Here is a 23242-nt window from a genome sequence, read left to right as displayed (position 1 = left end):
TGCTAGAACGGTTCATCGTTTCGCGGGAACGCTGAAACGCTCTATCTCTTTGTTTTGACGCAATTCCGGACGGAAAACCGTTTCACACTTTTCCTGGAATTGCTTTAGGCAATCGTGCTGCCGGGAAATCGTTTCGATCATGTCAAGCCGCGAGCCGAAGCTGATCCTTGTCTACGAGCCAGAAAAGGCTTGCTTCGATCGGCTGGTCGCCGATAACCACGTGCCGGAGCGTGCCGCCGAAATCGCCTCCTATCTGGCGCAATCGACCGACTTCGCTGCTGAATTCGATGCACTTGCCGCCGCTTGCCAGAAGCGCGGCTTGTCATTTGCCCCGCTGGCGCTCGACGACGCCGCAAGCCTTCTCGGCGGCGAGGACCCGAAGACCACGCTTGTCTGGACGCTGACCGACGGCGTCGCCTATTTCCGCGGCGGCGCGGCACCGGCTCTGGCACGGCTGAATGGCCTCAAGGCGATCGGCGCCGACGATGCGCTGTTCGCGCTCTGTCAGGACAAGTTCCGGTCCGGCGCCGTGCTCGGCGCGCTTGGCCTGCCGATGCCACGGGCGGGCCTTGCCCGTGACGGCGCCTGGCTGGTCGCGCCACCGGCCTCGCCTGCCGGCTGGTTCGTCAAGCCGAACCGGCTCGGCGCCAAGATCGGCATCTGGCCGGATTCGCACTGCCACGATCTCGGCCATGCGCTGGAGCTTAGCCGGCGCGTCTTCGCCGCCTATCGCGACGATGTCATCGTCCAGCCCTATGTCGCCGGCCGCAACGCGCGCGCCAGTTTTCTCGGATTGCGGCCGGATACCGGCGTCGAGGCGCTCGGCATCGCCTTTGTCGATTCGGGCGGCGATTTCCAGACCATGCCGGACAGCCTGGCGCTTTACGGCGATACCGGCGCAGCGGCGAAAGCTGCGGGAAAATGTACCGAGCCGGTGCTGCTGCCGGTCGCCGGCAGCCAGCCTGAAGCCGATGCAAGAATTCGTCGCATCGCCGAACGCCTGATGGTCGGGCTTGGCCTGCGCGACGTCTTTTCCATCGACTTCCGGGTCGAAGCCGACGACAGCGTCCACCTCATCGAGTTCGAGGTCTGCCCCGGCCTGCCCTGCTTCGATTTCCGCGATTACTGTCGCCAGCAATGGGGCTTGAGCCTCGCCGATGCGATGGCGGAGGCAGCGGTGAACCGGCTTCTCGCCTAAATCCCCTCGACCAGCACGATTTCGCCCTCGGCCACCTTCTGGCGGATCGCGACGGCGCGCTGGTATTCGGGCGAGTGGTAGCAGTCATGCGCCGCCGCAAGCGACGGAAACTCGATGATCACGTTGCGGTCGCGGCCCGGCCCCTCGGCCCTCTCATGCGCGCCGCCACGCGCCAGGAACTTGGCGCCGAAGCGGTCGAAGGCCGGTTTGGCAGCGGCGACATAGTCCTTGTAGCCTTCCGCATCGCGCACGTCGACGCGAGCGATCCAGTATCCCTTGGGCATGGTATTTCTCCTGGTTTTTGGCCGTGCGGACCGATTTTGAAAGTCGCTCCGGTGAGATGGCTGGGGGTGTTTTCGAGTGCCGGAGCGGAGCGTACTTAAAGTACGTGAGCACCGGAAGCGGAGAAAACGCCGTCAGACGGCTGCAGGAGCAAGTTTCGGAATTGGTCCTCAGGCCGAGCGCATTTCATCGAGGATCGCTTCCGCCGCCGCCCGCCTGTCGGCCACTCCGACGATCGGCCGGCCGATGACGAGATGGCTGGAGCCGTTGCGGATCGCCTGCGCCGGCGTCACCACCCGCTTCTGGTCGCCATGGTCGCTGCCCTTCGGCCGGATTCCCGGCGTCACCACTGCCAGGTCGGGGCCGACGATGCGGCGCACCGCCTCGGCTTCTTCGGCCGAGCAGACGATGCCGCCCATGCCGGCATGCAGCGCCTGCTCGGAGCGCCTCAGCACCAGTGTATGCGGATCATACTCATAGCCGGCGTCGATCACGTCCTGCTCGTCCATCGAGGTCAGCACGGTGACCCCGAGCAGGCAAAGGTCGCTGCCCCTGGCAGCCTCGACCGCCGCCTTCATCGTCTTCGGATAGGCATGGATGGTCAGCATGCTCATGCCCATCCTGGCGATGTTTTCGACGCCCTTGGCCACGGTGTTATCGATGTCGAGCAGCTTCATGTCGAGAAAGATCCTGGTGCCGCCGCTGGCCAGCTCGCGGGCGAAGTCGAGCCCGCCGGCAAAGGCGAGCTGGTAACCGATCTTGTAGAAGGAGACGATCCCGTCGAGCTCGCGCACCGCTTTCTCGGCTTGCTTCAGCGTCGGCAGGTCGAGGCCGACGATCAGCCTTTCCTGCATCGTGTCGGCATGCGCGGCGTCCGGGATCATGCCTCGATCCGCGTCGACAGCATGCGCGAGGTTTCGATCAGCGTTCGGCATAGGTGCTCCATCGATTGGCGTAGTCTCTCGTCCCTGAACTTGCCCTCGTCGTCGAAGGCGTAGCCGCCCTCCGGCACCGAGCATTCCGGTGTCACCACCTCCATCCGGCAGCGTACCAGAACGGCGCGCAGATGGTTGATGCAGCGTATCCCGCCGAAGGGTCCGTTGGAAGACGAGCAGAGGCCGGCGACCTTGCCGGCAAGCGGCCTGAACGTCCGGCCGCCATCCTTGCGCAGCTGGCTCACCCAGTCGATGCTGTTCTTGAGCAGCGGCGGAATGGAGCCGTTATATTCGGGCGTCGCGATCAGCAGCCCGTCATGGGCGGCGATCATCCGGCCGAGCTTGACGGCGTTTTCGGGAATGCCTTCGTCCTTTTCCAAATCCTGGTCGAGGATCGGCAGCGGATAGTCGGCGAGCGAGATGCGGGTCACCTCGGCGCCCTGCATGGCAAGTTCCTTCTGTGCCACGTCGGCGGTCCTGCCGCTATAGGCGCCGCTGCGCACCGAACCGGCGACGACGAGAATTTTCGGGATCACAGCCATGGGTCCGCCTTGTCACCCGAACGGTATAAGACAAGTGCTATTCAAACCCAACGCTTCAATTCATGCGGCCCCGCGTCGGTAGATCCAAAGCTGCGTCGGCGGAATGTTGCGGATGACGAAATGGAAATGCTCGACCGTATAGTCGCCGCGGCCCGGCGGGATCGGCGACAGCGGCCCGTAAGTCAGCTGCACGATCGGCCGGCCCGCCGGGATACGGTCGAGCAGGCTCTCGACATAGGCGATGCGCTGGGCGACAGGGAAATTGAGCAGCGGCACGCCCGATATCACAGAATCGAAGATCAGGTCGCGCTTGTCGCCGAGCGTCGCGTCGAGATTGAAGGCGTCGCCCTCGATGACGTTGACGCCTGGATAAAGCTGGCGCAGATGGCGCACGAAATCAGTGGAATATTCGACCGCGTAGAGATTCTCAGGCTTAATGCCCTGGGCGAGGATGGCGCGTGTGATGACGCCTGTACCGGGCCCGACCTCGAGCACCGGCAGGCCGGATGTCGGATCGACGATCGAGGCCATCTTGCCTGCGGTGATCGAACTGGTCGGGACGATCGAACCGACCGCCTTCGGCTTGTCGATCCAGCCCTTGAAGAACTTCAGCTCGTCGTCGAACTTTTCCGCCAGCGTCTTTCGCAGTCCGGGACTACGCGTCATTGAAAGTCCTCCTCAACGCTCCCTCGCATGCTACTTAGCAGTTACGAGGTGCAAGACAAGGCGAATCCCCGGATAAGGTGTTGATGACGCTCGGGAAGCGTTTTCCAGGGATCAGCTTCAGTGCTCGCCGAACGTTTCGAAAAAGTCTTTCATGCGGGCGAAAAATCCGCTCGACTGAGGCGAATTGTCCTTTGAGGAAAGCTGCTCGAATTCCTCCAGCAATTCGCGCTGACGGCGCGAAAGGTTCTGCGGCGTCTCAACCACGGTCTGGATGTAGAGATCGCCGATATTGGGCTGGCGCAGCACAGGCATGCCCTTGCCCTTGAGGCGGAACTGGCGACCGTTCTGGGTGCCCTCCGGCACCTTCACCTTCGTCTGGGTACCGTCCAGTGTCGTCACCTCGAACGAGCCGCCAAGCGCTGCCGTCGTCATCGAGATCGGCACCTTGCAATAAAGATCGGCCCCGTCGCGCTGGAAGAATTCGTGCGGCTTGACCGCGAGGAAGATGTAGAGATCGCCCGACGGGCCGCCGCGCAGGCCGGCCTCGCCCTCATTGGCCAGCCGGATGCGGGTGCCATCCTCGATGCCGGCAGGGATGTTTACCGACAGCGAGCGCTCCTCGGTGACACGGCCCTGGCCGGCGCATTTCGGGCACGGATCCTTGATGGTCTGGCCGCGCCCCTGGCATTGCGGGCAGGTGCGCTCGATCGAGAAGAAGCCTTGCGTGGCGCGCACCTTGCCGTGGCCGTTGCACATCGAGCAGGTGACGGGCTGGGTGCCAGGCTTGGCGCCGCTGCCCGAGCATTCCGAGCAGGAAATCGAGGCTGGCACCCGAATCTGCGCGGTCTTGCCGGAAAATGCCTCTTCCAGCGTAATTTCCATATTGTAGCGCAGGTCGGCGCCGCGCTCGCGGCCGCCGGACGAGCGGCGCTGGCGCCCGCCCATCATGTCGCCGAAAATGTCTTCGAAAATGTCGGCGAAGCCGCCGGCGCCAAAGCCTTGCGCCCCGCCATTCATACCGCCGTGCTCGAAGGCGGCGTGGCCGAAGCGATCATAGGCGGCGCGCTTCTGCGGGTCCTTCAGTGTCTCGTAGGCTTCGTTGATTTCCTTGAACTTGTGCTCGCAGGCATGGTCGCCTGGGTTGCGGTCGGGATGGAACTGCATGGCGAGCTTGCGAAAAGCGCTCTTGAGCTCCTTCTCGTCGGCGCCCTTTTGCACGCCTAGCGTTTCGTAAAAATCAGCTTTCATGTTTTCCCGCAGTCCGGATAGTCAACGTCTTGAAGCATCGTTGCGTCGTTTGCCGGCACGCTGTTCCGATTTAGGTGTGATGGAGCCGCGATGCCAGTGTCTACGAGGCTTTGTCCGCATTTTTTCGGGCAGCTCAGCGTTTTTTCCGGCAAAGGGTTGCAAAAAAGCCCGGCTGTGCGCCGGGCTTTTTCCCTTACCTGTACCGTCAGGCGGTTCAGGCCGACTTCTTCTTCTCGTCGTCTTCGTCGATTTCCTCGAAGTCGGCATCGACGACGTCACTGTCCTTGGCGGCATCAGCCTTGGCGTCGGCCTCGGCGGCTTCCTTCTGCGAAGCCTCGTACATGGCCTGGCCGAGCTTCATCGAGACTTCGGCGAGCGTCTGCGTCTTGGCCTCGATCTCGGTCACATCGTCGCCTTCGGCAGCGGTCTTCAGCGCCGCGATCGCATCGGCAATCGCCGTGCGGTCGGCCTCGGAAACCTTCTCGCCGTATTCCTTCAGAGACTTCTCCGAGGAATGCACCAGCGCCTCGGCCTGGTTGCGGGCCTCGACCAGCGCGCGCCGCTTCTTGTCGGCTTCGGCATTGGCCTCGGCGTCCTTGACCATCTTCTCGATGTCGGCGTCCGAAAGGCCGCCGGACGCCTGGATGCGGATCTGGTGCTCCTTGCCGGTGCCCTTGTCCTTGGCCGAGACGTTGACGATGCCGTTGGCGTCGATGTCGAAGGTGACCTCGATCTGCGGCACGCCGCGCGGCGCAGGCGGGATGCCGACCAGATCGAACTGGCCGAGCGCCTTGTTGTCGGCGGCCATTTCACGCTCGCCCTGGAAGACGCGGATGGTCACCGCCGACTGCGAATCCTCGGCCGTGGAGAACACCTGGCTCTTCTTTGTCGGAATCGTCGTGTTGCGTTCGATCAGCCGCGTGAATACGCCGCCCAGCGTCTCGATGCCGAGCGACAACGGCGTCACGTCGAGCAGCAGCACGTCCTTGACGTCGCCCTGCAGCACGCCGGCCTGGATAGCGGCGCCTAAGGCGACGACCTCATCCGGGTTGACGCCCTTGTGCGGCTCCTTGCCGAAGAACTGCTTCACGATCTCCTGGATCTTGGGCATACGGGTCATGCCGCCGACCAGGACGACTTCGTCGATTTCGCCGGCCTTCAGGCCGGCATCCTTGAGCGCCGCCTTGCAAGGATCGATCGTGCGCTGGACGAGATCCTCGACCAGGCTCTCGAACTTCGCCCGCGTCAGCTTCAGCGTCAGGTGCTTGGGGCCGGTGGCATCGGCGGTGATGAAGGGCAGGTTGATTTCGGTCTGCGTGGTGGACGACAGCTCGATCTTGGCCTTTTCAGCCGCTTCCTTGAGGCGCTGAAGGGCGAGCTTGTCGTTCCGCAGGTCGATGCCCTGTTCCTTCTTGAACTCGGCCGCCAGATATTCGACCAGACGCATGTCGAAATCCTCGCCCCCGAGGAAGGTGTCGCCATTGGTCGACTTCACCTCGAACACGCCGTCGCCGATTTCGAGCACCGAAATATCGAACGTGCCGCCGCCAAGGTCATAGACGGCAATCGTCTTGCCTTCCTTCTTGTCCAGTCCATAGGCAAGTGCTGCCGCCGTCGGCTCGTTGATGATGCGCAGCACTTCGAGGCCGGCGATCTTGCCGGCATCCTTGGTCGCCTGGCGCTGGGCGTCGTTGAAATAGGCCGGAACGGTGATGACTGCCTTCTCGACCTTCTCGCCGAGATAGGCCTCCGCCGTTTCCTTCATCTTCTGCAGGATCATCGCCGAGATCTGGCTAGGCGACTGCTTCTTGCCGCCGGCCTCGACCCAGGCGTCGCCATTGTCGCCCTTGACGATCTTGTAGGGGACAAGCTTCTTGTCCTTCTCCGTCACCGGATCGTCGTAGCGGCGGCCGATCAGGCGCTTGACCGCGAAAATGGTGTTCTCAGGATTGGTAACCGCCTGGCGCTTGGCCGGCTGGCCGACGAGGCGCTCGCCGTCGCTGTTGATGGCGACGATGGAAGGGGTCGTGCGGGCGCCTTCCGCATTCTCGATCACCTTGGATTCCTTGCCGTCCATGATGGCGACACAGGAGTTGGTTGTTCCCAGATCGATACCGATTACTTTTGCCATTTCTCTAATCTCTCCGCTAAGCAGGCTCTCAGGACCCGTACAGGCGTTCCGACGAAAGCCCCTGTTCACAAGAAATTCCGCTCCGGCAACCGGCATTCGGCGCTGGACGGCTTGGCGCGTATATAAGAACAGGCTGCGTGGCGCGCAAGCATTCTGCGCAAGGCGTTCACCATTCATCGCGGTTGATCGGATTCGGGACCGGCAGGCCCGTATTTTCGGCGGTGATCCAGCCGGGCCGGCCCCCGGCCCATGAACCTTTCCGCCTCGCCCCGCGACTGATGCTCAGGTGCCGCGTGGTGCGGCCCCGGAAAGGAAAGCCCCATGACCACAGATCCAGAGGCTCCATGGTCTCCGGGAACAGCAGGAGCTCAGCGCGACCATCGCCTTCGGGACCGGGTCGATGCGCTGGGCTTTTCGCCGGTTCCGTTGACCCTGCGCGGACCCAGGCGTATCGTGACGTTGAGGAAAGCAGACAATTCGATCAGGGATGAACGTGCCGGAACGCCGCGCCTTGCCCTGATTTGCGCGCCGGGACCGGATGTTTCTCCCATGACCTGTGGGGGGAGATCCATGTCTTGCGACCACGGCGCGTTCGTGCGCTCTCGTGCCGGCCGTTTGCGCCGCGCCATCGAGGCTGCCAGCGGATTGTCGATCCTGGCGCTCGCCGCTGGGCTCTGGCTCGGTGGCTCGGCACAGGCTCAGGAAACCCGGATCATCTATCCCGGCTCGATGGCAATGACCGGATTCTCCGGCACCATCATTCCCAATTTCGAGGAAGGCCTGCCGCCGGGCGTCGATCCCGTCGACGAAACCTTCATCGACACGGCGCGCGCGACCTTGCGCATCTTCGACGTCTCAAGGCTGGGCGGGCCGGCGTCTGGCCAATTGGTCTTCACCCCGCCACCGTTCGAGGTCACAGCCGGGCAAATCGGCCAGGTGTTCGGCATCACCTACGACGACGGCGTGCGCGACGGCGTCCCATCGGCCATTCCAAACCTCTATGCCGGCGCCACGTCGCTGCACGGCATCCGCATAGTCACGCCAGACGGCGACGCCGACGGCCGGCCGGAGCGGCAGCGCCGCGGCACGGCTGACGCTGTCTTCATGGACGGCCAGTTCGGCACCGAAAACGGCGGCGGCCCCGGAACGATCTGGAAGATCGACGGCATCACCGGCGCCGTCTCGAAATTCGCCGATATCGACGCCAATAGCGGTCCCGGCATCGGCGACGTCACTTTTGACAATATCCACCGCCAGTTCTTCGCCAGCGATCTCGACACCGGCCTCATCCACCGCATCGACGCCAATGGCGCGCTGCTCGACACGTTCGACCACGGCATAGCCGGTCGCCCGGCGCACGGGCTTGCCGCCGTTGCCGACGACGGCTCGGTGATTGACATCCAGGGTGCTGCCTTCGACAGCGAGGACCCCGACAGCTGGGGCTACACGCAGGACGAGCGCCGCGTCTGGTCGGTCGCCTATCGTGGCGGCCGGCTCTATTATTCGGTCGGTGATAAGGCGGAGATCTGGTCGGTAGGCGTTGCCGGCGACGGCAGTTTCGCCGGCGACCCGCGCTGGGAACTGACGGTCAAGGCCGACAAGGATTACGCGGTCACCGACATCGCCTTCGACAACGAAGGCTTCATGTACCTGGCCCAGCGCGGCCCGGTGGAGAACCGCTACGACTACAGCCAGTTCGCCGATTCCGGCAAGGGTGAGGTCATCCGCTACTGGCGCGAAGTTCCGGACGATCCGGCGACGGAATCGGCCTGGGTGGAAGTGCCGCAGGAATATGCGGTCGGCTTCCCGCAAAACAACCGACAGTCGGCCGGCGGCCTCGACCTGCAATATGGCTACGATGCCGAAGGCAATCTCGATACCGGCGTCTGCACCGACACGCTGGTCGATACCGGCGACAAGTTGCGCGACAACCCGGAGCTTGCCGAACAACTCGCAGCCGGCGGGCCGCTCGCCGTGCACGGCGTGCAAATCACGCCGACGGCACTGGTCAAGCCGGCCAACATGCCGCCTTTTGGCTCGTGGTTCGTCGACTTCGACAATTATTTCGAAGACCCGGAAGTCGAAGGCCATGTCGGCGACGTCGAGGTCTGGCGCCCCTGCGAAGGCCGTGCCGGCTATTACGAGCAGGTGCCGGGCGGCTATCTGCCACCGTTCTATCCGCCGGACTTTCCGCCCCCCGGCAATCTGCCTCCTTGCCTTGATGTCGAGGATGTCAGGTATTTCTGCACGCCCTCCGGCCTCGAGGCCGATCTCTATCTCCATGACCATGCCGGCTTTGGCGGCGATTCGATCAAGGCTCTGTCCAGGACGCCTGGCGTTGGGGTGACTTCACCTCTGTCGCATGCGCCCGGCGCGCCATACACGATCGGCATCACCGGCCATTACCCTGGCGATACGGTCGATGTCGGGCTCTGCTTCTACAGGCAGTCCGATAGCGACAAGGGTGGCTACTACCCTTGCTGCAAGATGACCTTGCGGCTCAGAACCCCAGCCGTCAGCTGCGAACCGTGAGGAGGGGAAGATGAGCAATCTCGCATTTTTCCCGCCTGCGACAAGCAGCCCATCAACCGGCAAACAATCATTCGTCATGGAGACCATCATGAAACCCCTGTCACTCGCCAGGCGCGGCGCGCGCTGGCTGATGGCGGCCGGTATCGCGGTCGCCATGCTGAGCCCGCTGCAAGGCTTCGCTGAAGACCTTGCTCCGGCCAAGACCAAGCCTGCCGATGCGGGCATCTACACTGCCGTTCCAGATCCCAGGCTCGATTTCGACAATCCTCGCATCGTCAATCCGGAGCCGGGCCGGATCGTGCCCTTCTTCACCAAGAAAGGCACCCAGAGAGGCTGCGACTATGTCGTATACTCGATGAGCTTTGGCTTGCGCGGCAATCCGCAGGATTTTGCCAGCCCGGACCTCGCCGCCATGCTGAAAAAGGTCAGGCTCGATTTCAGGGACCAGCTCCCGCACGGCCTGCGCATCGTCGGCGTGCATGTGACTGGCGACGGCACCGATGCGTCCGGCGGACCGCTGCCTGGTGCTGCGATCAGCAGTTCGGCTGGCCCGGACGATACCGCGACGGTGTCCGATTTCCGGATTTCCGCCAGCGATCTCGACGGCATCGGCGCTGCGAACGAGCGCGTCGTCACCTTCCAGATCACCGCCAAGATTGACCATGCGGCGTTTCCGTCGCCGACGACCGTTCACAACCAGGGCGTGCTTAAGGTCAGCCGCGAACGCAGCGCCGGCGTCGAAATCCCGTCGCAGGATCCGGGCAAGCCGGACGACGGCAATTATCTCACGGGCGCAAAGACCTCGATCAAGATCGACGTCACCAGGTGCAACCCGCCGCCTCCACCTCCCGGCAAGGAATGCTTCAAGGTGGAGCGCGGCACGGTCGATTGCGTGCCCGGCGGCGGCGCCTTCATCTACCACATGCCGGTCGGCCCAGAGATGGCTGGCAAATGGGTGCAGCTTTCGACGACCACACCCGGCGTCACCATCATTCCCGACACGCAATTGGTGCCGGCCGGCGGCGGTGTGCTCAATTGGAAGATCGTCGGCGCTTCACCCGGCGACGTCATCCACATCGTCGTCACCGGTATCGAAACCTATGCCGGCCCGAGGGAGGGCTGGGGCCTGTGCTGTACGCAGACTGTCGATATCGTCATCCCGCGTGATCAGCGCTGCCCACCGAAGGACAAGGAACCGGATCTGAAAGTCGAAAAGCGCGCCGACGTGCAACGTTGCACGATGGGTGGCGGCTGCGACTTCACCATCAGGGTCACCAATGTCGGCGATGCACCCTACCACGGCAAGATCGTGCTCAACGAAGTCACCCTGCCGGCCGGCTCCACCCTCGATTCAGGGCCGAACCCGCCTTGGGTCTGCGCGCCTGGAACCACCCCGATGATTTGCACTCATCCGGTGACCACGCTCAATCCGGGTGCCTCTGTCGACCTCAAGCTCGGCTTCAAGCTGGCCGCAGGCTGGCGAGGCAGCGCCTTGCGCAACTGCGCCACTTACAATTACGGCGCCAGCGGCAAGCCGCTTTTCGGCAGCCAGCAAAACGATCGCGGCTGTGCTTCGATCCCGGTCTGCCGGCGTGGCGATCGTGACCGCAACTGCCGGCCGCCGGTGGAGAAGAAGGTCGACCTGATCCTGAAGAAGCGCGCCCGCACCGAATTCTGTTCGGCCGATGGCGTCTGCACCTTCGTGGTCGACATAATCAACAATGGCAGCGTCCCCTATAATGGGCCGCTGACGGTCGTCGATACCTATCCGGGCGGCGTGCCGGCATCCTCGACCTTCGGCCCGACGCCGCCATGGACATGCGGACCGAACGGCCCCGGCCAGTTCCGCTGCGACAATGCCGGCATCGTGCTGTTGCCTGGCGCCTCGACGCCGATCTTCGTCAGGGCGGTGATGCCGGCCAACTACCGGCCCGACAGTGTCGAGAACTGCGCCGAGGTGAAGGCTATTCCCGGTGAGAAACACATCACCAACAACAGGGCCTGCACCAAGGAACGCATCCGTCATCCGAATGCCGGCCAGCCGGCCCTGCGCATCACCAAGGTTTGCAATGGTTCGCTGGCCGGTGCTGCGGTCGTTTCCTGCCGCATTACCGTCATCAGCCTCGGCACCACTGCCCCGACCGGTCCGGTACGGGTCAACGATGCCGCGACGCTGATAGCCGGCGGAGCGCCGGTCCAGATCCAGACCGTCACCCCAGACGGCGCGGAATGGACTTGCGGACCGGTTCCGGCCAATGCGCTGTCGTGCCAGCTTGCCGGCGCCGTCATGACGCCTGGAACCAGCCGCCATTTCGACGTGACGGTTGCCGCGAACGGCGAATTCGAGAACTGCGCACGCGGCTCCTACGGCCCGGCTCCGGGAGACGACATCGTCTATCCGATCGGCCAGGCCTGCGCCAAGGGCGGCGGCGCCTCGACCATCCGCGTCGAGAAGACCGGCGATGCCGAGTGCAAGCCCGGCCAGCCCTGCTCGTTCGAGATCGCCATCACGAACGATGGCGCGAGCGCCTTCTCCGGTCCGGTTCGCCTCGGCGATGCGATCGGCGTCGAAGGCCTCGGCCGGCTGGAAGGCGTTGCGATCACCTCGATCGATCCGCCCTTCGGCTGCTCGCCGGAGCCGGCAATCTTGCCTCTGTCCTGCATCGCCCAACTGACGCTCGGCGCCGGGGAAAGCCACGTGCACACGGTGACCGTGATCATTCCGGACGATGGCCGTCTGGCCAATCTGCAGGGCACTGTCAACGGCCAGAACTGTGTCGGCGTGCTGTCCCCGAACACGCCGGTGCAAGGCGGTGGCGACGTGCTGTCCCGCGGTGCGGCCGACGTGCAGGGTGATCGCGGCAAGGCCTATGCCTGCCATCCCTTCACCATCAGGAATGAGGTGAAGAAGGAATGCTCGCAAGGCTTCGTCATGAACGACGCCGGCAACTGCGTCTGCCCGCCCGGCACGACCTTCCGCAATGGCCAATGCTCGTCCGGGGGCGGCACGGTCATCGTGCCGAAGCCAAAACCTTGCGTTCTGCTCAAAGGCCAGATCCGTACCGAAGACGGACGCTGCGTCTGTCCGCGCGGAACCGAGCTGGAGAACGGCGCTTGCGTGGGCAGCAAGCCGCCCGAGCAGTGCACCATCCGTGGCCAGATCCACGACGCTGCCGGCGATTGCGTCTGCCCGCGGGGCACCGAAGTCAAAGGCAATGCCTGCCGGCCAATCCAGCCGAAACCCGAGCAGTGCACCATTCGGGGCCAGATCCATAACGCCGCAGGCGATTGCGTCTGCCCGCGGAGCACGGAAGTCAGGGGCAATGTCTGCCGGTCAATCCAGCCGAAACCCGAGCAGTGCACCATTCGGGGCCAGATCCATAACGCCGCTGGCGATTGCGTCTGCCCGCGGGGTACGGAAGTCAGGGGCAATGTCTGCCGGCCAATCCAGCCGAAGCCGGAGCAGTGCACCATCCGCGGCCAGATCCACGACGCCGGAGGCGATTGCGTCTGCCCAAAAGGCACGGAAGTGCAAGGCAATGCCTGCAGGCGCAAGAAGCCTGTTGTGGTGGAGTGCTCGATACCTGGTCAGATCCACAACAAGCGTGGCGTCTGCGTCTGCCCGCGTGGGACAGAGCTGCGCGACGGCGCCTGCCGCAAACCGCGGCTGGAGTGCGCACCGGGCGCGCGGCCGATTAATGGCCAGTGCCAGCCGATCCGCAAACCGAGCCTGCTGCTGAATCCAGATGTTCTTCAGCAGCTGCCAAGGCGCAAGCCGCAGCTCGAGCAATAGGATCGCACGCGAACTTCAAAACGGTGATCATTCGATCAAGAAAACCCCGCCGGAGCGATCCGGCGGGTTTTTCTTTGGCTGGCAGATGAAAGAGCAGCGAAAACCTGAAGCCGTGGCATCAGCGGAAGGACAAACCGGCTTCCACTTTCCGGACTCGACTCATGGTCTAGGCAGGCGATACAGAGGGGCCGTAAACCGAGGCGTTCGGGAAGACCGCGTCATGAGCAAAAAAACCCTGATCGCGCCATCGGTGCTGGCTTCCGATTTCTCGAAGCTCGGCGACGAGGTCGAGGCGGTGGCGGCCGCCGGCGCCGACTGGATCCATCTCGACGTCATGGACGGGCATTTCGTCCCCAACATCACCTTCGGGCCGCCGGTGATCAAGGCGATCCGCAACCGCACCAAGGCCTTCTTCGACTGCCATCTGATGATCGCCCCCGCCGACCCCTATCTGGCCGCCTTCGCCGAGGCCGGCTGCGACGGCATCACGGTGCACGCCGAAGCCGGGCCGCATCTCGACCGCTCGCTGCAGACGATCAAAAACCTTGGCAAGAAGGCCGGTGTGTCGCTCAACCCGGCGACACCGGAGACGATGATCGAATACGTGCTCGACCGGCTCGATCTGATCCTGATCATGACGGTCAATCCGGGCTTCGGCGGTCAGGCCTTCATTCCGGCGGTCGTAGACAAGGTGAAGCGGGTGAAGGCGCTGATCGGTGACAGGCCGATCCGGATCGAGATCGACGGCGGCATTTCGCCGGAAACTGCGCCCCTGGTCACCGCCGCCGGCGCCAGCGTGCTGGTCGCCGGTGCGGCCATTTTCAAGGGCGGCAGCGTCGCAGCCTATCGGGCAAACATCGAGGCAATCAGGGCAGCGGCGGACAAGGCGGCCGGCTGACCGCCGCCGTTCGGCCGGAGACAGCCGCTCGGGGGGACTTTTGAGCAACCATCTGTTCGATGCTTTCCGTGCCCGGATGCCCACGCCCGGACGCCTTTTGATGGAGGCAGAGGACGGGCGCTCGATCAGCTATGGCGAAATGCTGGCGCGCTCCGCTCAACTGGCACATGTGCTGTCGCAGCTGGGCGTCGAAGCCGGCGACCGCGTCGCCGTTCAGGTCGAGAAGAGCCCGGAGGCCATTTCCCTCTATCTCGCCTGTCTGCGTGCCGGCGCGATCTTCCTGCCGCTCAACACCGCCTATACGCTGACCGAGCTCGAGTATTTCTTCAGGGATGCCGAGCCGCGACTGATCGTCTGCGACCCGGCGCGAGTGACCGAGATCGGCGCTTTGGCGCAGGACTCGGGCGCTGCGGTCGCGACACTCGGCAGCAAGGGCGAGGGTTCGTTGACCGATCGGGCCTCTGAGGCGGCCGTGGACTTCCACGACGTGGCGCGCGGACCGGACGACCTTGCTGCGATCCTCTATACCTCCGGCACCACCGGCCGTTCGAAAGGCGCCATGCTCAGCCACGAAAACCTCGCCTCGAATGCGCGGGTGCTGGTCGACCTCTGGCGCTTCACTGCCGCAGACGTGCTGATTCACGCGCTGCCGGTTTTCCACACGCATGGCCTTTTCGTCGCCACCAATGTCGTCCTGATGGCCGGTGCCTCGATGCTGTTCGAAACCAAATTCGACCCGGCCCGCATCGTCTCGCTGCTGCCGCGCGCCACCGTGCTGATGGGCGTGCCGACATTCTACGTCCGCCTGCTGCAGCAGGACGGTTTGAACCGGCAAGCGGCGAAAAACATCCGCCTGTTCATTTCCGGCTCGGCGCCGCTGTTGGCCGAGACGCACAGAGCCTGGCGAGAGCGCACCGGCCACGCCATCCTCGAGCGCTACGGCATGACCGAGACCAACATGAACACGTCGAACCCTTATGATGGCGAGCGGCGTGCCGGCACGGTCGGGTTTCCCGTGACCGGCGTTTCCCTGCGCATCACCGACCCCGAGAGCGGCGAAACACTTGCCAAGGGCGATGTCGGCATGATCGAGGTGAGGGGTCCCAATGTCTTTTGCGGCTACTGGCGCATGCCAGAAAAGACCAAAGCGGAGTTCCGTGACGACGGTTTCTTCATCACCGGCGATCTCGGGCTGATCGATGCCGACGGCTATGTCCACATCGTCGGCCGCGGCAAGGACCTGATCATTTCCGGCGGCTACAATATCTATCCAAAGGAAGTCGAGAGCGAGATCGACGCGCTGCCTGGCGTCGCCGAAAGCGCTGTCATCGGCGTTGCCCATCCGGATTTCGGCGAAGGCGTCACCGCTGTCGTGGTGAGGGCGCCGGGCTCGACCATCAGCGCCGCAGGGATCGTCGAGGCCATCGCCGGGCGCCTCGCCAGGTACAAGCATCCGAAACGGGTGATCTTCGTCGACGAACTGCCGCGCAACACGATGGGCAAGGTGCAGAAGAACCTGCTGCGCGAAGCCTACAAGGACCTCTATACGTCCAAAGCCGGCTAACCCTAACGAGCAGGGCTGCCTGCAAAAACCTTGGCACCATCGATCCAGACGCTTTTAATGTCCAGATCGTCCGACAGCGAAACGATGTTGGCCGCGGTACCGTTGGCGAAGCGCCCGAACCGGTGCGACTGGCCGACCGCCTGCGCCGGATAGAGGGAGGCCATGCGCAAGGCTTCGTCGAGGTCGAGGCCGACGACGCGGTGCATGAAGCGCACCGCGGAAATCATGTCGAGATCCGCGCCCGCCAGCGTGCCGTCGGCAAGTGTCAGCCTGCCATCCTTGCGGTGGATGGTGCGGCCGTTCAGCGTGAACGAGGTCATGTCGGTGCCGATCGTCGCCATGGCATCGGTAACGAGCAGGATCTTGCCCGGCCCCTGCTTGGCGCGCAAGGCGATGGCCATGGTGGCCGGATCGACATGGATACCGTCGGCGATGATCCCGGCATAGAATGCGCCGGTATCGATTGCGGCGCCCGCTAGCCCCGGCTCGCGATTGCCGATCTGGCTCATCGCATTGAACAGATGGGTGACCACCGTTGCGCCGGCCTCGGCAAAGGCGCGAGCCGTGGCATAGCCGATATCGGAATGGCCGATGCTGACGACAATGCCGGCCTTGCTAAGCGCCGACACCTGGCTGGGCTCGACGGATTCGGGCGCCACCGTCGTCAGCAGCACGGGCAGGTTTTTCCGTGCGGCGATCAGCATCGTCTGGTCGGAGTCTAGCATCGGCCGGATCAAAGCCGGGTCATGTGCGCCCTTGCGGGCGATCGACAGATGCGGCCCTTCGAGGTGCAGGCCCAGGAACCCCGGCACCTTCCTCCGTGCCGCCTCGGCTCCGGCCGCAACCGCCGCGGCGGTGATCTCGGACGTGTCGGTGATCAGCGTCGGCAACAGCGCCGCCGTGCCGAAGGGGGCGTGTGCCCGGCAGATGGTCTCGATCGAGGCGACGTCCGGATGGTCGTTGAGCATGACGCCGCCGCCGCCATTGACCTGCAGATCGACGAAGCCAGGCGCCAGCATGCCGCCGCCGGTCTCGATACGCGCAACATCGGATGGAATGGCACCGGCGGCAACAATGGCCTCGACGAGGCCGTCGCACACGACAAGCGCCGCATTGTCGTGCCAGTCGTCGCCATCGAAAATCCGGGCGCCAGTCAGGGCAAAACGGTCGCTCATAGGGTTTCCGTTACCTTGCGCAGATTGGGCGGCGTGTCGGGGTCGAGGCCGCGATGGCGGGCAAAGGCCTCGACGAAACCATAGAACGACACGATCAGCGTCAGCGGGTCGGTCAGCGGATGACCGGTTGCGACATGCGGCAGGCGCTGAGCGCTCTTTGCCTTGTTCGACGTCACAAAGACGGCAGCGCCCTTGCCGGCCAGGCTGTCGGCGGCATCGGCCACCGATGGCTCGGACGCATCGCGAGCAGCCAGCGCCAGCACCGGGAAACCGGGACCGACCAGCGCCAGCGGGCCGTGCATGACCTCGGCGGCACTATAGGCTTCCGCATGCATGGCGCAGGTTTCCTTGAATTTCAGCGCCGCCTCGTTGGCGATCGCCGCCGACGGGCCACGGCCGAGAATGAACAGCGATTTCGGCGTCTCGAGTGCCCCAGCCAGCGCCATCCAGTCGCAGGCGATCGCCTTGCGAAAATGCTCCGGCAAGCGCGCGAGCGCCACCAGGAGTTTGTCGTCGCCGGTGCAATGCGCCATCAAGGCGAGTCCTGCGACGGCTGAATTGACGAAGGTCTTCGTCGCCGCGACGCTGCGCTCCGGTCCGGCCAGGATGTCGATCGCGTAGTCCGAAGCCCGCGCCAGCGGCGAATCGGCGGTGTTGGTGATGGCGACGGTCAGCGAACCGCCGGTCCTCGCCGCTTGCGCCATTGCAACGATGTCCGGGCTCTTGCCGGACTGCGAGATCGCCAGGCAGGCCGAGCCGCCCAGCTTCAGCTTGGCGCCATAGATCGAGGCGATCGACGGGCCGACCGATGCAACCGCCAGCCCGGCGGTCAACTCCACGGCATATTTCATGAAGGTCGCGGCATGGTCGGACGAGCCGCGCGCCACGGTGACGACGAAATTCGGATCGCGCTCGCGAATGCCGCGTCCAGCTTCCGTCAGCACCGCGGCCGAGCCGTCGAGCAGGCGGGCGGTGGCCTCCGGGATCTCCTCGATCTCGCGCCGCATATGGGTCGTTGTTGCGGTCATGGCCGGCCCTCTTCGCCCGGCCCGCTCAGCCGGAGTTCGGCGACAAAATCATAGGCGTCGCCCCTGTAGATGGAGCGGGTAAACTCGATCACCTTGCCGCTCGCCAGATAGGAGATACGCTCGATGTGCAGGCCGGCAATGCCCGGCGGTACTTCCAGCAGCTGTGCGTCGCTATCGCCGAGATTGGTGGCGGAAATGCGCTGCACCGCCCGCACCGGCCTGTTGCCGGTCTTTTCCAACGCGGCGTAGAGCGACGAACCAATCGCCGCCGGATCGGGCAGCACGCTTGTCGATAGCGAGGCGCGCTCGATCGCCAGCGGCGTGTCGTTGGCGATACGAAGGCGCGCCACGCGCGCAACCAATTCGTTCGATGCCAGGCCGAGCACCATCATCTCGTCGGGCGACGGCGGATAGAGGCCGCGGTCGAGCCAAGCCGAACGCACCGCCATGCCGCGCCGTGCCATGTCCTCGGTAAACGAGGTCAGCATCGACAGCGACTGCTCGACGCGCTCCATACGTGGCGCAACGAAGGTACCGGAACCATGGCGCTGGACGAGGATGCCGCCCTTGACCAGGTCCTGCACCGCCTTGCGCACGGTGACGCGCGAAATGTCGGCCTTGCTAGCGATGTCGCGCTCGGAAGGCAGCGCATCGCCAGGTCCGATCAGCCCGCGTTTGACCGCATCCTCGATACTCTTCCTGAGCTGCAGATAGAGCGGCGCGCCACTCTGCGACGATTGTTTCAGCGCCGCGAATATCTGGTCGGCGGCCTCACTCATCGAGCTGCCTCCGCCGTGTTTGCGAAAATCCGAGCCGCCATCTGAACCGCGCCGCCCAGCGCGTCGTCGAGCGGCGGTTTCAGCAGCGCCCGGTAGCGGGCCGACAGGCGCGGCGCGTAAAGCGGCGCCAACCCGCCGAGCAGGCAGAGCGGATCGCCGCCGCCCAGGTCGAGCACGCCAAGCGCTGCTTCGACATCGGCGACCGCCTTGTCGAGGATCCAGATAGCGACGACGTCGCCTTTTTCGGCATGTTCGAACACCTTGGGCGCGAAGCCGCCGAAATCGCCGGGCTTGGCGTTGGTGGTGAATTCGACCAGATCCTCGGGATTGTTACGGAAGATGGCGAGCATGGTCTCCGTCAGCGGCGATCCCTGGCGGATGCCGTCATAGGCGAGCAGCGTCTGCTCGAGCAGGTCGCGGCCGATACGGGCGCCGCTGCCCTGGTCGCCGACCTGGAACCCCCAGCCGCCGATGGCGCGCGACTTGCCTTGTTTGCGTGCCATATAGGCGGTGCCCGTGCCGAGTATGGCCATGGCGCCGTCGCCGGAGCCAACCGCGCCTTCCAGCGCGATCTCGGCGTCGGTCTCGACACGGCTGATGCGAAACGGCAGGATCGCTTCGAGCTGCTGCCGGTAGGTGCCGACATTGGCGCCGGCAAGACCGAGAACGGCCGGAGTTTGCGGGATCAGTGCGGGATCCTTGCCCGCGGCGACAAAGGCCTGCTGCGCTGCGTCGACGATGTTCGTCCTGGCGCCGGTGAGATCGGTTCGGATGTTGGCGGCACCGCTTTTGGCGCGGCCGAGGACGATGCCGTCGGCCGTTGCAAAGGCCGCCCTGCAGCTGGTGCCGCCGCCATCGATGCCGAGCACGAATTTCACGCGATTTCTCCTCCGGGCGGATAATACCAATAAAATACCAATAGCCAAGGATTAATTTCCGTTTCAAAAAGTTAAGGCGTAGTTTGTTGGAAAATCAGCCAATTTCGTTCGCAAGCCTGCACTGCCGCAAGGATTTCATTAATGCGTGTGGACAAGTGGTATTTTTTTGGTATGGTTTTCTCGATTGGAGGAAAGCGGATGGCCGAAACGCGCACCGAAGCGCTTCACCAGAATGCCGAGGGACTGGATATCCAGGCCCCGGAAGCCGTCCTTTCCTCTTTGGCCAACGCACAGATCGAGGCCGCCAAGGCCGTGCACGGCGCCATTCCTGCCATTGCTGCGGCAGCCGAAATCATCGCAAGCAGACTGAAAAGCGGCGGCAAGCTCGCCTATGCGGCTGCCGGCAGTTCGGGCCTGATGGCACTGGCCGATGCGCTTGAGCTGCCGGGCACTTTCGGCATCCAACGCGACCGCATCGCCATCCTGATCGCCGGCGGCGACGAGGCCTTCAAGACACTGGCCGGCGGGCCGGAGGACGACACCGAGGAAGCTTCGGCAGCAGTTGCCGCCGCCCGCATCGGCAAGGGCGACTGCCTGATCGCCGTCTCGGCCAGCGGCTCGACACCTTATGCAGTCAGGGCGATCGAGGACGCCAGGCGCCGCGGTGCGGCGACCATTGCCATCGCCAACAACAGAGATGCGCCGCTGTTGCGGCTGGCCGACATCGCCATCCTGCTCGAAACGCCGCCGGAGCTGATTGCCGGCTCAACGCGCATGGGCGCAGGCACCGCCCAGAAGATCGCGCTCAACATGCTGTCGACGCTCGCCGCCATCCATCTCGGCCATGTCCATGACGGCTACATGGTCAACCTCATGGCCGACAACATCAAGCTGCGCGACCGCGCCGCACGCATCGTCGCCGCCGTCAGCGGGCGCGACAAGGACGAGGCGGCGCGCCTGCTCGAAAGGAGCGGCGGCGTCGTCAAGACCGCTATTCTGCTCGCCGCCGGCGCCGCCAGCGCCGATGCAGCCGAGAAGATATTGGAAGGGACTGGCCACAAGCTGCGGCCGGCCCTTTCCGCGATCGAGGGGAGCAAGGGGCGCAATGCCTCTGTTCTCATCAAAACCGAACCTGAAAAAGGTCAACAGGGAGACTGAGCATGACAACGAAGCTACTGACGGCACTTCTTCTCGGCACCAGCATTCTCGGCTCCGCCGGGGTGGCTTATGCCGACGACGTAACGCTCAACATCGAAAGCTGGCGCGGCGACGACCTTGCCATCTGGAAGGACAAGCTGATCCCGGCCTTCGAAGCCAAGAACCCGGGCATCAAGGTGGTGTTCGCGCCGTCGGCGCCGACCGAATATGACGCCGCCCTCGGCGCCAAGCTCGCCGCCGGCTCGGCCGGCGACCTGATCACCTGCCGCCCGTTCGACAAGTCGCTGGAACTCTTCAAGAAGGGCAACCTCGCCGACATCTCGACCCTGCCCGGCATGGAGAACTTCTCCGACGTCGCCAAGGCCGCCTGGCAGACCGACGACGGCAAGTCGAGTTTCTGCGTGCCGATGGCCTCCGTCATCCATGGCTTCATCTACAACAAGGACGCCTTCGACAAGCTCGGCATCAAGGTGCCGGAGACGCGCGACGAATTCTTCGCCGCGCTCGACAAGATCAAGGCCGACGGCACCTACATCCCGATGGCGATGGGCACCAAGGACCTCTGGGAAGCGGCGACCATGGGCTACCAGAACATCGGCCCCAACTACTGGAAGGGCGAGGAAGGCCGCCTGGCGCTGATCAAGGGCGAGCAGAAGCTGACCGATCCGCAGTGGGTCGAGCCCTTCAAGGAACTGGCCAAGTGGAAGGACTACCTCGGCGACGGCTTCGAGGCGCAGACCTATCCGGACAGCCAGAACCTGTTCACGCTCGGCCGCGCCGCCATCTACCCGGCCGGCTCGTGGGAGATCGGCCTGTTCAACACGCAGGCGCAGTTCAAGATGGGCGCCTTCCCGCCGCCGGTGCAGAAGGCCGGCGACACCTGCTACATCTCCGACCACACCGACATCGGCATGGGCCTCAATGCGGCCTCGAAGAACGCGGATGCGGCCAAGACCTTCCTGTCCTGGGTGGCCTCGCCGGATTTCGCCACCATCTACGCCAACGCGCTGCCGGGCTTCTTCAGCCTGAACAACACCCCGGTGAAGATGGAAGACCCGCTGGCCCAGGAATTCGTCTCCTGGCGCGGCAAGTGCAAGTCGACGATCCGCTCGACCTACCAGATCCTGTCGCGCGGCACGCCGAACCTCGAAAACGAGACGTGGGTTGAATCGGCCAACGTCATCAACGGCACCGACACGCCGGAAGCTGCCGCCAAGAAGCTGCAGGACGGCCTCGACAGCTGGTACAAGCCGGCGAAGTAAAGCGCGGCGAAGCGTTGTCTCCCCCCTCGAGGGGGAGATGTCGCCGAAGGCGACAGAGGGGGTCGGTCGAGGCAGGCTGCGGCTTGATCGCTGCTCGAAAGCACGGTCGAACGACGATGGCGCGCTGCCTCTGCCGACCCCGCCCGCCTCGCTTTGCGAGGCACCCTCCCCTCGAGGGGGAGGGAGGCGCCGCGCCCTTTGGCGGCAATAGCAAGACCTGATCGGCGGGGACCGAACGCATGGCCGCAGCACCGAAAAGACCGTTCCGTTGGCATATCGGCGTTTTCCTGGCGCCGGCGCTGCTGGTCTATACGGCGATCATGATCCTGCCGCTGGCCGGCACGCTGCAGCTATCGCTGTTCCGCAACATCAACCAGTCGCAGGTCTTCGTCGGACTGGAAAATTTCCGCATGCTGTTCGGTGATCCCAACTGGTCGGTCAATTTCTGGAACGCGCTCAGGAACAATGTCTGGTTCTTCATCATCCACATGCTGGTGCAGAACCCGATCGGCGTCCTTTTGGCCGCACTTCTGTCCAGCCCCAGGCTACGGTTTTCCGCCTTCTACCGCACGGCGATCTTCGTACCGACGATCCTGTCTTTCGTCATCGTCGGCTTCGCCTGGAAGCTGATCCTGTCGCCGCTATGGGGCGTGGCGCCGCATATGATGGACCTTGTCGGCCTGAAAAGCCTGTTCACGCCCTGGCTCGGCAAGGCGCAATATGCGCTGACCGCGCTCAGCCTGATCTCGGTGTGGCAGTTCGTCGGCATCCCGATGATGCTGATCTATGCGGCACTGCTGTCCATTCCCGAAGAGGTGATCGAAGCGGCCGAATGCGACGGCATCACTGGGATGGCGCAGTTCTGGAAGATCAAGCTGCCGCTCATCCTGCCGTCGATCGGCATCATCTCGATCCTGACCTTCGTCGGCAACTTCAACGCTTTCGACCTGATCTACACCGCGCAAGGCGCGCTGGCCGGGCCGAACTATTCAACGGATATTCTCGGCACCTTCCTCTACCGCGCCTTCTTCGGTTTCCAGCTGCAGGTCGGCGATCCCAACATGGGCGCGGCGATCGCCACGATGATGTTCCTGATCATCCTCGGCGGCGTCTGCGTCTATCTGTTCCTCGTACAGACGCGCTTGCGTCGCTACCAGTTTTAGGGGAGCGCGA

The 23242-nt window shown here is 64.1% G+C and carries 18 protein-coding genes; 8 read left to right on the top strand and 10 right to left on the bottom strand.

Going from position 1 to position 23242, the window contains the following annotated elements:
- Positions 1–139 precede the first annotated feature (139 nt).
- Positions 140–1198, top strand: coding sequence for a D-alanine--D-alanine ligase family protein (locus tag NKH99_RS20780; protein ID WP_353015243.1), 1059 nt, complete (start codon positions 140–142; stop codon positions 1196–1198).
- Here NKH99_RS20780 and NKH99_RS20775 read toward each other — a convergent pair.
- The 6 genes from NKH99_RS20775 to dnaK all read right to left on the bottom strand — a co-directional run bounded on the left by NKH99_RS20775 (position 1195) and on the right by dnaK (position 7002).
- Entirely contained in the window at positions 1195–1482 is a 288-nt protein-coding gene (locus NKH99_RS20775) for a DUF1330 domain-containing protein (protein WP_353015241.1), read from the bottom strand. The two genes, NKH99_RS20780 and NKH99_RS20775, sit on opposite strands and share 4 nt — an antisense overlap.
- Before the next feature lie 168 nt (positions 1483–1650).
- A complete protein-coding gene (gene pyrF / locus NKH99_RS20770) occupies positions 1651–2364 on the bottom strand; it encodes an orotidine-5'-phosphate decarboxylase (RefSeq protein ID WP_353015240.1) in 714 nt (237 codons plus the stop codon).
- Positions 2361–2957, bottom strand: a complete 597-nt coding sequence (locus NKH99_RS20765; RefSeq protein ID WP_352457268.1) for an NADPH-dependent FMN reductase — start codon at positions 2955–2957, stop codon at positions 2361–2363. Before NKH99_RS20765 ends, pyrF begins: the two co-directional genes overlap by 4 nt.
- Positions 2958–3017: 60 nt before the next feature.
- Positions 3018–3623 (bottom strand): phospholipid N-methyltransferase PmtA, encoded by a 606-nt coding sequence (gene pmtA, locus NKH99_RS20760; protein WP_023679853.1) that lies wholly within the window; start codon positions 3621–3623, stop codon positions 3018–3020.
- Between the two features lie 117 nt (positions 3624–3740).
- Positions 3741–4871, bottom strand: a complete 1131-nt coding sequence (gene dnaJ / locus NKH99_RS20755) for a molecular chaperone DnaJ (protein ID WP_023679852.1) — start codon at positions 4869–4871, stop codon at positions 3741–3743.
- Between the two features lie 214 nt (positions 4872–5085).
- Complete coding sequence (dnaK, locus tag NKH99_RS20750; protein WP_023679851.1) at positions 5086–7002, bottom strand: molecular chaperone DnaK; 1917 nt, start codon at positions 7000–7002, stop codon at positions 5086–5088.
- Between the two features lie 570 nt (positions 7003–7572).
- Here dnaK and NKH99_RS20745 point away from each other — a divergent pair.
- The 4 genes from NKH99_RS20745 to NKH99_RS20730 all read left to right on the top strand — a co-directional run bounded on the left by NKH99_RS20745 (position 7573) and on the right by NKH99_RS20730 (position 15789).
- Positions 7573–9534 (top strand): hypothetical protein, encoded by a 1962-nt coding sequence (locus NKH99_RS20745; protein WP_353015238.1) that lies wholly within the window; start codon positions 7573–7575, stop codon positions 9532–9534.
- A 10-nt stretch (positions 9535–9544) separates the two neighbouring features.
- Positions 9545–13327 carry a DUF7929 domain-containing protein gene (locus tag NKH99_RS20740; protein WP_353015236.1) on the top strand — a complete coding sequence of 1261 codons (3783 nt, stop codon included), beginning with the start codon at positions 9545–9547 and terminating at the stop codon, positions 13325–13327.
- A gap of 220 nt (positions 13328–13547) precedes the next feature.
- Positions 13548–14225 (top strand): ribulose-phosphate 3-epimerase, encoded by a 678-nt coding sequence (gene rpe / locus NKH99_RS20735; protein ID WP_352684086.1) that lies wholly within the window; start codon positions 13548–13550, stop codon positions 14223–14225.
- 40 nt (positions 14226–14265) lie between these two features.
- Complete coding sequence (locus tag NKH99_RS20730) at positions 14266–15789, top strand: malonate--CoA ligase (protein ID WP_353015234.1); 1524 nt, start codon at positions 14266–14268, stop codon at positions 15787–15789.
- 2 nt (positions 15790–15791) lie between these two features.
- Here NKH99_RS20730 and nagA read toward each other — a convergent pair whose 3' ends face one another.
- From nagA to NKH99_RS20710, 4 genes are read right to left on the bottom strand one after another with little or no spacing between them, the layout of a single operon-like run.
- A complete protein-coding gene (nagA, locus tag NKH99_RS20725; RefSeq protein WP_353015232.1) occupies positions 15792–16964 on the bottom strand; it encodes an N-acetylglucosamine-6-phosphate deacetylase in 1173 nt (390 codons plus the stop codon).
- Positions 16961–17992 (bottom strand): SIS domain-containing protein, encoded by a 1032-nt coding sequence (locus NKH99_RS20720; protein ID WP_352683876.1) that lies wholly within the window; start codon positions 17990–17992, stop codon positions 16961–16963. The genes nagA and NKH99_RS20720 overlap by 4 nt, the downstream gene beginning before the upstream one ends.
- The gene (locus tag NKH99_RS20715; protein WP_352472800.1) at positions 17989–18771 is read right to left on the bottom strand and encodes a GntR family transcriptional regulator; all 783 of its coding nucleotides are present in this window, start codon (positions 18769–18771) and stop codon (positions 17989–17991) included. The genes NKH99_RS20720 and NKH99_RS20715 overlap by 4 nt, the downstream gene beginning before the upstream one ends.
- A complete protein-coding gene (locus NKH99_RS20710) occupies positions 18768–19649 on the bottom strand; it encodes a glucosamine kinase nucleotide-binding domain-containing protein (RefSeq protein WP_353015230.1) in 882 nt (293 codons plus the stop codon). Before NKH99_RS20710 ends, NKH99_RS20715 begins: the two co-directional genes overlap by 4 nt.
- A gap of 198 nt (positions 19650–19847) precedes the next feature.
- On the opposite strand from NKH99_RS20710, the gene NKH99_RS20705 reads away from it, so the two are divergent.
- From NKH99_RS20705 to NKH99_RS20695, 3 genes are all read left to right on the top strand, one after another.
- Positions 19848–20807, top strand: coding sequence for an N-acetylmuramic acid 6-phosphate etherase (locus NKH99_RS20705; protein ID WP_031212743.1), 960 nt, complete (start codon positions 19848–19850; stop codon positions 20805–20807).
- Positions 20808–20809: 2 nt separating this feature from the next.
- Complete coding sequence (locus tag NKH99_RS20700; protein ID WP_352449606.1) at positions 20810–22069, top strand: ABC transporter substrate-binding protein; 1260 nt, start codon at positions 20810–20812, stop codon at positions 22067–22069.
- A 239-nt stretch (positions 22070–22308) separates the two neighbouring features.
- Positions 22309–23232: a carbohydrate ABC transporter permease gene (locus NKH99_RS20695; protein ID WP_023718922.1), complete on the top strand. Its 924-nt coding sequence runs from the start codon at positions 22309–22311 to the stop codon at positions 23230–23232.
- Positions 23233–23242 lie beyond the last annotated feature (10 nt).

Origin of the sequence: Mesorhizobium sp. M0854 (genome assembly GCF_040319815.1) — a bacterium.
GTDB lineage: Bacteria > Pseudomonadota > Alphaproteobacteria > Rhizobiales > Rhizobiaceae > Mesorhizobium.
Note: the sequence above shows the minus strand (reverse complement) of the source record. Positions and strands in the feature narration are given on the sequence as shown.